Source organism: Sinorhizobium terangae, from assembly GCF_009601505.1.
GTDB lineage: Bacteria > Pseudomonadota > Alphaproteobacteria > Rhizobiales > Rhizobiaceae > Sinorhizobium > Sinorhizobium terangae.
On record NZ_WITC01000120.1, the window covers coordinates 1 to 13,147 of the forward strand.

9 protein-coding genes are annotated in these 13,147 nt (G+C 61.2%); 7 read left to right on the forward strand and 2 right to left on the reverse strand.

Annotation, left to right across the window (positions count from 1 at the left end; genetic code table 11):
- Positions 1-19 precede the first annotated feature (19 nt).
- Positions 20-1,684 (reverse strand): electron transfer flavoprotein-ubiquinone oxidoreductase, encoded by a 1,665-nt coding sequence (locus GHK62_RS27335; RefSeq protein ID WP_153442087.1) that lies wholly within the window; start codon positions 1,682-1,684, stop codon positions 20-22.
- Between the two features lie 316 nt (positions 1,685-2,000).
- On the opposite strand from GHK62_RS27335, the gene GHK62_RS27340 reads away from it, so the two are divergent.
- The 5 genes from GHK62_RS27340 to GHK62_RS27360 all read left to right on the forward strand — a co-directional run bounded on the left by GHK62_RS27340 (position 2,001) and on the right by GHK62_RS27360 (position 6,337).
- On the forward strand, positions 2,001-3,323 hold the full coding sequence (locus GHK62_RS27340; protein WP_153442088.1) for an Hsp70 family protein: 1,323 nt from the start codon (positions 2,001-2,003) through the stop codon (positions 3,321-3,323).
- 9 nt (positions 3,324-3,332) lie between these two features.
- A complete protein-coding gene (locus GHK62_RS27345) occupies positions 3,333-4,217 on the forward strand; it encodes a uracil-DNA glycosylase (RefSeq protein WP_153442089.1) in 885 nt (294 codons plus the stop codon).
- A gap of 140 nt (positions 4,218-4,357) precedes the next feature.
- On the forward strand, positions 4,358-4,537 hold the full coding sequence (locus GHK62_RS27350) for a hypothetical protein (protein WP_153442090.1): 180 nt from the start codon (positions 4,358-4,360) through the stop codon (positions 4,535-4,537).
- Between the two features lie 63 nt (positions 4,538-4,600).
- Positions 4,601-4,756, forward strand: a complete 156-nt coding sequence (locus GHK62_RS27355) for a hypothetical protein (protein ID WP_153442091.1) — start codon at positions 4,601-4,603, stop codon at positions 4,754-4,756.
- Positions 4,757-5,044: 288 nt separating this feature from the next.
- Positions 5,045-6,337, forward strand: a complete 1,293-nt coding sequence (locus tag GHK62_RS27360; protein WP_153442092.1) for an MFS transporter — start codon at positions 5,045-5,047, stop codon at positions 6,335-6,337.
- A 16-nt stretch (positions 6,338-6,353) separates the two neighbouring features.
- Here the strand turns inward: GHK62_RS27360 and GHK62_RS27365 are convergent, their stop codons facing one another.
- Positions 6,354-7,292 carry a DMT family transporter gene (locus GHK62_RS27365; protein WP_153442093.1) on the reverse strand — a complete coding sequence of 313 codons (939 nt, stop codon included), beginning with the start codon at positions 7,290-7,292 and terminating at the stop codon, positions 6,354-6,356.
- 421 nt (positions 7,293-7,713) lie between these two features.
- Here GHK62_RS27365 and pepN point away from each other — a divergent pair, with 421 nt between their 5' ends.
- On the forward strand, positions 7,714-10,362 hold the full coding sequence (gene pepN, locus GHK62_RS27370; RefSeq protein ID WP_153442094.1) for an aminopeptidase N: 2,649 nt from the start codon (positions 7,714-7,716) through the stop codon (positions 10,360-10,362).
- Positions 10,363-10,808: 446 nt separating this feature from the next.
- Positions 10,809-13,142, forward strand: coding sequence for a PAS domain-containing sensor histidine kinase (locus tag GHK62_RS27375; RefSeq protein WP_167528378.1), 2,334 nt, complete (start codon positions 10,809-10,811; stop codon positions 13,140-13,142).
- Positions 13,143-13,147: the final 5 nt, after the last annotated feature.

The window sequence follows — 13,147 nt, forward strand, 5'->3', positions numbered from 1 at the left end:
GCGGCCCGACTGCCGAACATTACATGTTCGGATAGACCGGGCCTTCGCCCCCTTGTGGCGGCACCCAGTTGATGTTCTGGTTCGGGTCCTTGATGTCGCAGGTCTTGCAGTGCACGCAGTTCTGGGCGTTGATGACGAAGGTCGGCTTGCCGTCCTTCTCCACCCACTCGTAGACGGCGGCCGGACAATAGCGCGTCGACGGGCCAGCAAAGACGTCGTATTCCGACCGCTTCTGCAGGTCGGGGTCCTTCACCTGCAGGTGGATCGGCTGGTCTTCCTCATGGTTGGTGTTCGACAGGAACACCGAGGACAGGCGATCGAAGGTCAAGACGCCGTCTGGCTTCGGATAGTCGATCTTCTGGTGCTGTTCGGCCGGTTCCAGCGAGGCCGCGTCGGTCTTGCCGTGCCGCAGCGTGCCGAAGAAGGAGAAGCCGAACAACTGGTTCGTCCACATGTCGAGGCCGCCGAGGGCGACGCCGACCGCGGTGCCGAACTTCGACCACAGCGGCTTGACGTTTCTCACCCGCTTCAGGTCCTGGCCGATGGCGCTGTCTCGCCAGCCGTGTTCGATCTCAATCGGCTCGTCATTGGCGCGGCCGCTGGCGATCGCCTCGGCGAGCTTCTCCGCCGCCAGAATGCCCGACAGCACCGCATTGTGGCTGCCTTTGATGCGCGGCACGTTGACGAAGCCGGCCGAACAGCCGATCAGCGCACCGCCGGGGAAGGACAGCTTCGGCACCGACTGGTAGCCACCCTCGGTGATGGCGCGCGCGCCATAGGAGAGGCGCTTGCCGCCCTCGAAGGTGCCACGGATTGCCGGATGCGTCTTGAAGCGCTGGAATTCCTCGAACGGATGGAGATAGGGGTTCTTGTAATTGAGGTGGACGACGAAGCCGACGGCGACGAGATTGTCCTCGAGGTGATAAAGGAAGGAGCCGCCGCCGGTCCTCATGTCAAGCGGCCAGCCGAAGGAATGCTGCACCAGGCCGGGCTTATGGTTTTCCGGCTTCACTTCCCAGAGTTCCTTCAGGCCGATGCCGAACTTCGGCACGTCGCGGCCCTCACCAAGCTTGAACTTGGCGATCAGCTGCTTGGCGAGCGAGCCGCGCACGCCCTCGCCGATCAGAGTGTATTTGCCAAGGAGCGCCATGCCGCGGGCGAAGTTCGGTCCCGGCTCGCCGGAGCGCTCGATGCCCATGTCGCCGGTGGCAACGCCGATCACGGCGCCCTCGTCGTTGTAGAGCACTTCCGTTGCGGCGAAACCCGGATAGATCTCGACGCCCAGGGCTTCTGCATGGGTGGCGAGCCAGCGACAGACGTTTCCGAGCGAGACGATGTAATTGCCATGATTGTTCATCAGGGGCGGCATCAGGAAATTCGGCAGGCGGATCGAGCCGGCGGGACCCAGGAACAGGAAATGATCGTCGGTGACTTCCGTCTTGAACGGATGGTCCGGCTCGTCTCGCCAGCCGGGCAACAGCCGGTCGATGCCGATCGGATCGACGACGGCACCGGAGAGGATATGCGCGCCGACTTCGGCGCCCTTCTCGAGCACCACCACCGAAAGTTCCGGATTGACCTGTCTCAGCCGGATTGCCGCCGCGAGCCCTGCCGGTCCGGCGCCGACGATCACCACGTCGAATTCCATGCTCTCGCGTTCCGGCAGTTCCTGTCGTTCGGTCATTCTCATGCTCTCCAGTGTCGTCGGTCTTCCGCCGGTTCTGTTCCCAAGCCAAATCATCCCCGTCATGGCAAATGCGGTCGGGCTTGTCGAGCCGGGATGCGACAGACAATCTCCGCATTTGCGCATAACTTCATGAGTTTACCACACGTGCCTTATATTACTTAGACGTAAACGTAAACATTGGCGTCATCTTCGGCAGCTGAGACGGCTTGCTTTTGCCGCAACCGCGTGCGAGGAGGCCCGCCCTTCCCTTCCAACGCAACGCCGGAAAAACCGCGCACATTTTCCTCGGCCTGCTCAAGACACGGAGAAAGTCATGGCATCCGCCCTCGGTCTCGATTTCGGCACAACCAATTCCGTGCTGGCATTGTCACAGGGTGCATCGACTCGCTCCGTCGTCGTCGAAAGCTCTACCGGCAAATCCGACACGACGCGGACGGCACTTTCGTTTCTGAAGAAAGCAGACCGCGGGCCGTTACAGATCGAAGCGGGACAGGCGGCGATCCGGGAATTCATCGACAATCCCGGCGAATGCCGCTTCCTCCAGTCGATCAAGACCTTCGCAGCGAGCGCGGTGTTCCAGGGCACGCTGGTCTTCGCCAAGCGGCATGATTTCGAGGACCTCATGTATGCGTTCCTCGCGCGGCTGAGGGACTATGCCGGCAGCGAATGGAGCAACGAGCTGAAACGCATCGTCGTCGGGCGTCCGGTGCAGTTTGCGGGCGCAAACCCGGACGAGACGCTGGCACTCGAGCGTTACAATCGCGCCTTGGCACGCTTTGACTTTCCGGAAGTCCACTATGTCTACGAACCGGTCGCGGCCGCCTTCTATTTTGCACGAACGCTCGACAGGGACGCGACGGTGCTCGTCGCCGATTTCGGCGGTGGCACGACCGACTATTCAATCATCCGCTTCGAGAGCGAGGGCGGCCGGCTGACGGCGACGCCGGTCGGGCATTCCGGCGTCGGCATCGCCGGCGACCATTTCGATTTCCGCATCATCGACAATATCGTCTCGCCGCTCATCGGAAAGGGGAGTCTGTTCAAGAGCTTCGACAAGCTGCTTGAAGTGCCATCGAGCTACTACGCCAATTTCGGCCGCTGGAACCAGCTGTCGATCTTCAAGACGTTGAAGGACTTTTCCGAGCTGAAGAAACTTGTCCGGGCGAGCCTTGAGCCGGAAAAACTCGAAGCCTTCGTGGATCTGATCGAGCACGACGAAGGTTACCCGCTCTACCAGGCGGTTTCGGCCACCAAGATGCGACTGTCGCAGGAGGAAGAAACCGAGTTCTTTTTTGCGCCGCTCGGCGAGCGGGCTCGCCGGACGGTTCGACGCGTCGACTTCGAGACCTGGATCGCGCCTGACCTTGCGCGCATCGAACAGGCGCTCGATGAGGTACTTGAAAAGACCGAGACGGCGCCGGCAGCGATCGACAAGGTATTCCTTACGGGCGGCACGTCCTTCGTGCCGGCGGTAAGGCGAGTCTTCGACAACCGTTTCGACCGGTCAAAGATCGAAAGCGGCGGAGAACTCCTGTCGATCGCACATGGGCTAGCATTGATCGGCGAGCGGCAGGACATCGCGACCTGGACGGCTGAGCCGCTTGATGTCGCTGGACCGCTCACGCCGATCTGCTAAGTTCGCCTCATGATCCCGGCCAACCACCTTTCCCCGGCAGAGCTTGCCGCCCTTCTCGCCTTCCATGCGGATGCGGGCGTCGAATGGTTGTTGGAAGACGAAGCCGTCGACCGGTTCGCAGAGTTCGAGGCGATGAAGGCGAAGCGCGCTGAGGCGCGCAGCGCCCCGCAAAGCGCTCCGACGGGCACCGGCCAAAGGCAAGGTGCGGGAGCGCAGCAATCGGCACCCGCGCAGTCCCGCAGCGCCGCTCCCGCAGCACCGGCGGCCTCCCCTCCGTCGGTCGCGATTCCCGACGAGCAGGCCATTAAGGAGGCGCAATTCGCCGCGGAAACAGCGCGCTCGTTGCCGGAGCTCAGAACGGCAATGGAATCCTTCAACCATTGCAACCTGAAAAACAGCGCCCGCAATCTCGTCTTCGCCGAGGGCGATCCCGCATCCGGGATCATGATCATTGGACCGATGCCCTATGCGGACGACGATCGCGATGGTCAGCCATTCTCCGGCAGGCTGGGCGAGATGCTCGAGCGTATGCTTTTGGGAATCGGCCTCGCCCGGCAGGATGTGCTGCTGACCAATGTCGTACCTTGGCGTCCGCCGGGAAATCGCGTGCCTTCGGGCCGCGAAGCGGATATCTGCCGCCCCTTCATCGAGCGACAGATCGCACTCGCCGAGCCGAAGCAATTGCTGCTTCTCGGAAACTTCACGGCGCGCTTCTTCTTCGGCGGTGCCGATACGATCCATCAATTGCGCGGGGAATGGCGCGAGCTTTCCGCAGGCGGCCACCGTGTTCCGGCACTGGCAACCCTGCATCCCCAGGATCTCGTGACCGCTCCGGTCAACAAGCGGTTTGCCTGGCAGGATCTGCTCGTCTTCAAGGCGAAGATCAACGCCTAACAAGTTCCGCGCCCATTCGTGAATAAATGGTGAAAAAAGCCATGCGAATTGCGCATGCCAGCGCCGCGTTTTAATGCGTTGCAAAATCGATGCTGCATCGCAATATGGGCATGTGGGAGGAATGGAAAAGGAAATGAACCATGACTGCCCGCTTTCGTCCGATTCACAGCAGCTTTGAGACGCTCCGCCATGCCGGCGCCGCGCTGCGGACACCATTCAACAACTTCGGCACGGCAGCCAACGAGCAGATGACCGCGATCGGCCTTACCCGGACCACGCGCCGCCCGGCCCAGATCTACGCCGAATTCATCCAACGCTGACGATCGCGCGGAGCATTCAGCTCCGCAACACGCGTTCTGGGATCGCAGAGAAGGAAAAGGGTCATGTCAAAGCCGCTTCGCAGCATTTGGCTTCTGCTCGACACGATCTCCGACATCGGCACAGCCGTACGTGCCTCGCGCGAATACAGCCGCTTAAGTACAATCAAGGACTCGCGGCGCGCTCACCGTGTTGCCGTCAGCCCGCTGCTACCGAACTAATCCTTCTCCTGCTTCTTTTCGCCATCGACTGTCGCAATCGACAGCGTCAAAAGATTGCGATAAAGCCACACTCATTCCGATCCGCGGAGTGAGCTGGCGAACGTCCGATCGACCGCTCCTTCCCGGTGCCCCGGGCGTTTCTCCGCAACGGCTGAAGACGACGCCAGCAATGTCTACAGCGCCGCGCGTCTAATCAGACGCGCAAAGGACGCTGTAGCACTTTGAATTGCTGCATGTTTTTATCCTTAAATCGGGGACGATTTAAGGAAACATGCAGTAGGAGCGCCGATGCTGGCCAGTCTCGCTTCCGTTTTCAGCCTGATGCTCTCCACCTTACTGATGATGGTGGCTTTCGGGCTGCAAAGCTACGTCATTCCGGTGCGCTCCGTGGCTGAAAGCTGGTCCACGCTCACGGTCTCGATCTTCGCCACCGGATACACGCTCGGCTTCACGCTCTCCTGCATTGTCACACCGAGATTCGTGCTGCGCGTCGGGCATGTCCGCGTCTTTACGGCGTTGATCACTCTGCTCTCCATTGCCATCCTGATGTGCGGGCTCATCGTCGACTGGCGCGCCTGGATCGCCTTCCGGGCGATTTCAGGCTTTGCCATTTCAGGAAGCTATCTCGTCATCGAGAGTTGGCTCAACGAGCGTGTGACGAACGAAAACCGTGGTCTGCTCTTTTCGCTCTACCTCATCACAACCATGGTCGGGACCATCGGTGGCCAATATCTGGTACCGCTCGGCGATCCGACCAACACCTCGCTGTTCATTCTTTGCGGGGTTCTGTTTTCGCTAGCGCTGCTGCCGACGGCGCTTTCCTCCTCGCCCATGCCGGCGCCGCCGGCGCAGGCGAAGTTCGACATTCCGGGCCTGTTTCGCCGCTCGCCGGTGGCCGTCGTCGGCGGCGTTCTCGCAGGCGCGCTTTCCGGCGCCTGGCTCAATCTCGGCGGCGTCTTCACGCAGAGGATCGGGCTTTCGACTGCCGAGGGCGCCACGCTGCTTGCGTCGCTGCTCACGGGCAGCGCACTCTCGCAGATACCGATCGGCCGCGCTTCGGACCGAATGGACCGGCGCATCGTCATGGTCGGCTGCGGGATCGTCGGCGTCATCTCCTGCCTCGTCATGTCGGTGTCGATCGGCAACAGCCCGACGGTGCTTTATCTCGTCGCCGCCTGCATCGGCAGCGTGCTCTTTCCGATCTATGCACTCAATGTCGCGCACGCCAACGATCTCGCCCGCCCGAACGAATACGTGGAAATCTCTTCGGGCCTGATGATCACGTATGGCATCGGTACCATTGCCGGACCGCTGATGGTGGGTCCGGTGATGGACCGCTTCGGTCCCGCGGCACTGTTCGTCGTTCTCGCCGTCTACTTCGCGCTTTACGGTGGTTATGCCGCCTGGCGCATTCTCAGGCGCGACCAGCACGTGGGGCTCGTCGCCAAGACCGACTTCCAGGCGACCACGGTCCTGCCGACGCCCGGTCCGGACGTGACGAGCCCGATCGCCCAGCAGGCGGATGCGGATGCGCTCATCAGCGACGACACTGTTCCCATTTGGGAGAGGCAGCCGGAATAGGGCTGGCGAGCAATCATCAGCCTTGCGGCGTCACGTGCTTGCGAGCGCCCCTGCGCTCCAAACCCAGTTGATGCTCGCGAAAGATGATGAAGATGCCGGCCGAGACAACGATTGCGGTGCCCGCCAACATGGTTCCCGTCGGCATGTCACCGAAGAGAAGATAGCCGACGGCAATACCCAGTACGATCGACGTGTACTCGAACGGCGCGATCGTCGACATGTCGGCGTGACGGTAGCTTTCCGTCAGCAGGATCTGTGCGACGCCTCCGCAGAAGCCGGCGACCATCAGCAGCAGAAAGGACGTCCACGACATTGCCGGCCAACCGAAGGGCAGTGTCGCAAGTGAAAACACCGACGCCGAGAGGGAGAAGTAAAGCACGATCGTGTGCGTTCGCTCGAACTTGACGAGCTTGCGCACCAGCACCATCGCCATCGCCCCAAGCGCCGCCGAAGCCAGTACCGCCGCTGCACCAAGCGCCTCGGACGAGCCGAACTCTCCATTCTTGAACAGCGTCAGCCGGGGCCAGGTGATGATCAGCACGCCCGTGAGCCCGATAACGACCGCTGACCACCGGTAGAGCCGCACAGTCTCGCGGAGAAAAACGGCGGCAAAGATGACGGCAAGCAGCGGCATCGCGTAGCCGATCGCGATCGCCTCCGGCAGCGGCAGGTGGACGAGCCCATAGAAGCCGCAGCTCATCGAAAGGATGCCGACAAAGCCGCGCGCCAGATGTCCTATCAGGTTCTTGGTCCTGAACGCATCACGCACCTGGCCGCGAAGCGCCAGGAAAGCCAGGATCGGCACCATCGCAAAGGCGGAACGGTAGAAGGTAATTTGGCCGGTGGCGATGTCGTCACCGGCAGCCTTGATGCAAGTGGACATGCAAACGAAGATGACGACGGAAAGTACCTTGAACAGGATTCCCTTCATCGGGCTTTGGATGTCCGCATCCATCAAACGCACTTTTCAAATGCCGCCGGCCAATGCAGGAGAATTTCGGCCGAGGAAGACGCGGCAGAAAAGCCGCAGGAAGGTCGCGCTCACTCTAGCGATGCGGGGGCGGAATATGGATCAAATTTCTTGATGGCAAGCATTTTTTCGTGATGCGTCCGCCATCGCGGCTCGGGCTCTGCGAGATTTTTTAGCAAGCGCGAAAAAGTCCTTGCCGATTTAGTTCTTGTTAGTGACGCTTCTATAAACCACTGATCGATAAGGGAACGGGAAGAATACCGGAAGCCACGTCTTGTCCGCCGGAGTGCGGTCGCCGGCATCACAATGATGTGGCAAAGTTTCGCTTTTCGCCCCTTGGGCTTTTCACCATCACAGGCGCCCTTTACAAATCGAATGTACAACGAAGGCGCGAGCGAGACTGACCATGCGGACAAATACGGGCCAGACCATTCATCTGGAAGACTACCGGCCGACCGACTTCGTTCTAGAGAGAGTGGATCTGACCTTCGAGCTCGACCCGAAGGAAACAAAGGTCGAAGCGCGCCTCATTTTCCACCGGCGCGAGGGGGTAAGCCCGGCGGCGCCGCTGGTCCTCGACGGCGACGAATTGCGCATGACCGGCCTGTTGCTCGATCAGGTGGAAATACCGCCAACGCATTTTGACGCCACGGACGATACGTTGACGATCCGCGGGCTGCCGGAGACGGCCCCCTTCGAGATCACGATAACCACCCTGCTCTCGCCCGAGACCAACACCAAGCTGATGGGTCTCTACCGCACCAACAACGTCTACTGCACCCAATGCGAGGCGGAGGGGTTCCGCCGCATCACGTACTTTCCCGACCGACCCGATGTGCTCGCCGTCTACACGGTCAACATCATCGCCGACAAGGCGACGACACCGCTGCTGCTCTCTAACGGCAATCATCTCGGTGGCGCCGACATGGGCGACGGCCGTCATTTTGCGGCGTGGTTCGATCCGCACCCGAAGCCGAGCTATCTTTTCGCGCTGGTCGCTGGCGACCTCGGCGTCGTGGAAGACACGTTTACGACGGCCTCCGGCCGCACGGTCGCCCTCAGGATCTATGTCGAGCATGGCAAGGAGGCCGGTGCCTCCTATGCAATGGACGCACTGAAGCGCTCGATGAAGTGGGACGAGGAGGTTTTCGGCCGCGAATATGACCTCGACATCTTCATGATCGTCGCGGTCTCCGACTTCAACATGGGCGCCATGGAGAACAAGGGGCTCAACGTCTTCAACGACAAGTACGTGCTCGCGGACCCGGAAACAGCGACGGACGCGGACTACGCCAATATCGAAGCGATCATCGCGCACGAATATTTTCACAACTGGACCGGCAACCGCATCACCTGCCGCGACTGGTTTCAGCTCTGCCTCAAGGAAGGCCTGACCGTCTTCCGCGACCATGAATTTTCAGCGGACATGCGTTCACGCGCCGTCAAGCGCATCGCCGAGGTACGTCACCTGAAGTCGGAGCAGTTTCCGGAGGATGCCGGCCCCCTCGCCCATCCGGTACGCCCGACGAAATATCGTGAAATCAACAACTTCTACACGACCACTGTCTACGAAAAGGGCTCCGAGGTGACGCGGATGATCGCCACCATCCTCGGCCGCGACCTCTTCAAGAAGGGCATGGATCTCTATTTCGACCGTCACGACGGTCAGGCGGTGACGATCGAAGATTTCGTTGCCTGTTTCGAGGACGCCAGCGGGCGCAACCTCAAGCAATTTTCGCTCTGGTATCACCAGGCGGGAACGCCGCTCGTCACCGCATCGGGATCCTACGATGCCGACAAGCAGACTTTTTCGCTTTCGCTTGAGCAGACGGTGCCCCCGACGCCGGGCCAGAGCACCAAGGAGCCCATGCATATTCCGCTGCGGCTCGGACTCTTGCTTGAGGACGGCAGCGAAGCGAAAGCCGCGTCGGTTTCGGGCGCCGACATCACGGAAGATGTCATCCATCTCACCAAACGCAAGCAGACGGTTTTATTCTCCGGCATTCCGTCGCGCCCGGTGCCGTCCTTGAACCGCGGATTCTCGGCGCCGATCAACCTCCACATCGAGCAGAGCCCCGGGGACCGCGCACTGATCGCGCGCCACGAGATCGATCTCTTTGCCCGCTGGCAGGCACTGAACGCCATTGCGCTCGACAATCTGGTTGCCGCCACCACGCAGGCGCGCAACGGCCAACCGGTTGTCTGCGACAACGCCCTCGTCGCCGGCCTGATTGCCGCGGCGGCGGATGACCGGCTGGAGCCGGCGTTCCGCTCGCAGGCCCTGACGCTGCCGAGTGAATCCGACATCGCCCGGGAAATCGGCAGCGACAATGACCCGGATGCCATTCACACCGGCCGTCAACAGATCCTGGCCGGTGTCGCCGCAGCCGGACGGGATACCTTCAACCGGCTGATGGACGACATGGCAGCCCCAGGCCCATTCAGCCCGGATGCCACCAGCGCCGGACGTCGAGCGTTGCGCAACAGCGCCCTTTCCTTCCTCGTCTATGGTGACAAGGGGCCGGAAAGGGCGGCCGAGGCATTCCGTGCCGCCAACAACATGACCGATCTCAGCATCGCGCTGACGTTGCTGGCACATCGTTTCCCGGATGCGAAAGAGACGGCCGAGGCCCTCGCTCATTTCAAACAACGTTTTGCGGACAACGCCCTCGTCATCGACAAATGGTTTGCGATCCAGGCGACGGTTCCCGGCCCCAGGACCCTCGATCGCGTCAAGACGCTGATGTCCGATCCGCTCTTCAACGGCAACAATCCAAACCGTGTCCGCTCGCTGGTCGGAACGTTCGCCTTCTCCAACCCGACCGGGTTCAATCGGGCCGATGGCGAAGGCTATCGCTTCCTTGCCCGACAGATTCTCGACATTGATCCGCGCAATCCGCAGCTCGCGGCGCGCATTCTGACGTCGATGCGCTCCTGGCGTTCGCTGGAGAAAGTCCGATCGGATCATGCCCGCAACGCGCTTGCGGAGATCGCCGGCGCGGCCAACCTGTCCGCAGATGTCAGCGATATCGTCGACCGCATGCTGGAGGCCTGACGGCTCTCGTGCACAGCGATCACGGCAGCATTGGCTCGAATCGGGCTACTGCATGATTCCTTAAATCGAAATCGATTTAAGGAATCAGCAGCTCAAAGGGCTGCAGCGACCTGTGCGCGTCCGATTGGACGGGCGGCGCCGTAATGCCGCCATGAACGATTCCAATGAACTAAAGCTCATCTGACAGAAAGAGCCGAAGCCGCAACGGTAATCCGGCCTGTGATTTTCCAACGATGAGAATTGGTTAAGAAATCTTTACCATTCCCTCTGGACAAGGCGAATCGCCCTGTGATTCATTGAGTCAGATTCGGGCGAGCGGCGCGCCGAATCACTGAGGCAACCATTCCCCAGCCAAACGCTGGGACGGCTCAATGTCTCAGATCTAGAGGATCAGGCGTCTTCGGCACATTCATTGGGAATGCCGGGCGCTTTCGAGGATGACAAGATTGGGAAAGATGGCGGACGCGCGACGGGGAAGCGCAGCCGACGGGCGGTTGCGACTCAAGTTTCCGGGCCTTTCCAGCCTGGAGCGGGAGTTCATCGAGCAGGCAAAGCTGTTTGCCGAGCCCGCATCGCAGCGGCTCGCAAGCGCCGAGCCTATTCTCAAGCGATCCATTCCCGTCCTGATCATCGCTTTCCTGGTCATCGTGGCTATTTCCCGCATGTCAGGCATCATGGGCGAACACGCCCGGATGGAGGGCAGTTCCCGGCAGGCCGTCGGCCTCGCGGCGGCCGCGGCTGCCGCCGCCTTCCACGCCGATGGCGCGACACTTTTTGCCGACGGCCGGCGATGGGACGCCGAACAGCGGCTCGGCGAATATCTTCCTGCGGACACGCTCGACGGCGGCATGTTCCTGCTGACGGTTCGCAAGGACGGACGGATATTCGCAAGCACGCCCGAAGGGGTGCATTTCATCGGACGCACGCTGGCATCGATCGCTCCGGACCTCGCCTCGTTGCAGTATTACGGCGAGGGATCGAGCGTGATGGAGACGTCAATCGGCGATGTCGCCCACCTCGTTGCCTTGACGCAGCTTCCGGAAGCCGCTGGCGTCATTCTGGCGGCAATACCGATCGCCGAACTCGAAACGGCGTGGCGCGACGAAGTTTCGCTCAATGTCACCCTGTTTGCAGGCATCTCGGCGATCCTGCTCGTCGTGCTCTATGCCTATTACATTCAGGCAAAGCGCGCGCGCGATGCCGATGCGGTGTTCGCCGAATCGAACCTGCGCGTTGAAACCGCGCTCTCGCGCGGTCGCTGCGGCCTGTGGGATTTCGACCTCGCCAACCGGCGCCTTTTCTGGTCGCGGTCGATGTACGAGATGCTGGGCATGCCAGGCGACAGCAGCGTGCTGTCCTTCGGCGACGCTGCGCGGCTGATGCATCCGGAAGATCGTGGCATCTACAGCGTGGCGCGGGCGATCGCGCGGGATAACGCGCGCCAGATCGACCAAGTGTTTCGCATGCGCCATGCCGACGGCCATTACGTGTGGCTGCGCGCGCGTGCCCAGGTCATCCGCACCGTCTCGGGGCGCACCCACCTGATCGGCATCGCCATGGACGTCACCGAGCAACACCGCCTTGCCCAGCGCTATGCGGAAGCGGATCAGCGTCTGGCCGACGCCATCGAGTGCACGTCGGAGGCTTTCGTGCTCTGGGACAAGCACGACCGCCTCGTCATGTGCAACACCCATTATCAAGAGGCCTATCAATTGCCGGATCACGTGCTCGTGCCCGGCACCGAGCGAACAGTCGTCTATGCCGCCGCGGCACGGCCGGTCGTCGAGCGGCGGGTGGCCGATCCGGATCGCAGCAATCACTCGCAGACAAGCGAGGTGCAGCTTGCCGACGAGCGGTGGCTTCAGATCAATGAACGCCGCACGCGCGATGGCGGTCTGGTTTCTGTCGGCACCGACATCACGCTGCTCAAGCGCCACCAGGTGCGCCTGCGCGAATCCGAACGCCGGCTTATGGCAACGATCGGCGACCTTTCGGCATCACGCATCACGCTGGAACAGCAGAAGGCCGAGCTTTCTGTCGCCAACGCCAACTATCAGGCGGAGAAGGAGCGTGCGGAAGCCGCGAACCGGGCCAAGTCCGAATTTCTGGCGAACATGTCGCATGAATTGCGCACGCCGCTGAACGCCATTCTCGGCTTTTCGGAGATCCTTCAAAACCAGATGTTCGGTCCGCTCGGATCCGAGAAATATCACGAGTATTCGCGCGACATCTTCGAAAGCGGCAAACACCTGCTCAACGTCATCAACGACATCCTCGACATGTCAAAGATCGAGGCAGGCCACATGCGCATCACGCGCGAGACGATCGATCTCGCTCCACTGATCGAAGAGACGCTTCGCTTCACCACCATTCCAGCCGAGCAGAAGAACATCCGCGTCGTTCAGCAAATTTCCTCAGGCCTGACCATGGTCGCCGACCGCCGTGCGATGAAACAGGTGCTGCTGAACCTGCTTTCGAACGCCGTTAAATTCACCAATGAAGGGGGCCGGATCTCGCTAAGGGCCCGCAAGGTCACCGGGGCAGTCACGCTGACCATCGCCGATTCCGGCATCGGTATTCCGAAGGATGCATTGCAGAAGATTGGCCAGCCGTTCGAGCAGGTGCAGAGCCAGTACGCCAAGAGCAAGGGCGGTTCAGGCCTCGGGCTTGCGATTTCCCGCTCGCTGACGCGCCTTCACGGTGGAACGATGAAGATCCACTCCGCCGAAAACGTCGGCACGATCATATCCGTGCGCATTCCCGACCGCGTCGGCGTCTGAAACAA

Bases quoted from the DNA above. Each gene is read 5' to 3' on its own strand.
- GHK62_RS27355 (WP_153442091.1), top strand. From the start codon at position 4,601: ATGTCAAAGCCGCTTCGCAGCATTTGGCTTCTGCTCGACACGATCTCC.
- GHK62_RS27360 (WP_153442092.1), top strand. From the start codon at position 5,045: ATGCTGGCCAGTCTCGCTTCCGTTTTCAGCCTGATGCTCTCCACCTTA.
- GHK62_RS27345 (WP_153442089.1), top strand. From the start codon at position 3,333: ATGATCCCGGCCAACCACCTTTCCCCGGCAGAGCTTGCCGCCCTTCTC.
- pepN (WP_153442094.1), top strand. From the start codon at position 7,714: ATGCGGACAAATACGGGCCAGACCATTCATCTGGAAGACTACCGGCCG.
- GHK62_RS27335 (WP_153442087.1), bottom strand. From the start codon at position 1,684: ATGACCGAACGACAGGAACTGCCGGAACGCGAGAGCATGGAATTCGAC.
- GHK62_RS27365 (WP_153442093.1), bottom strand. From the start codon at position 7,292: ATGGATGCGGACATCCAAAGCCCGATGAAGGGAATCCTGTTCAAGGTA.
- GHK62_RS27350 (WP_153442090.1), top strand. From the start codon at position 4,358: ATGACTGCCCGCTTTCGTCCGATTCACAGCAGCTTTGAGACGCTCCGC.
- GHK62_RS27340 (WP_153442088.1), top strand. From the start codon at position 2,001: ATGGCATCCGCCCTCGGTCTCGATTTCGGCACAACCAATTCCGTGCTG.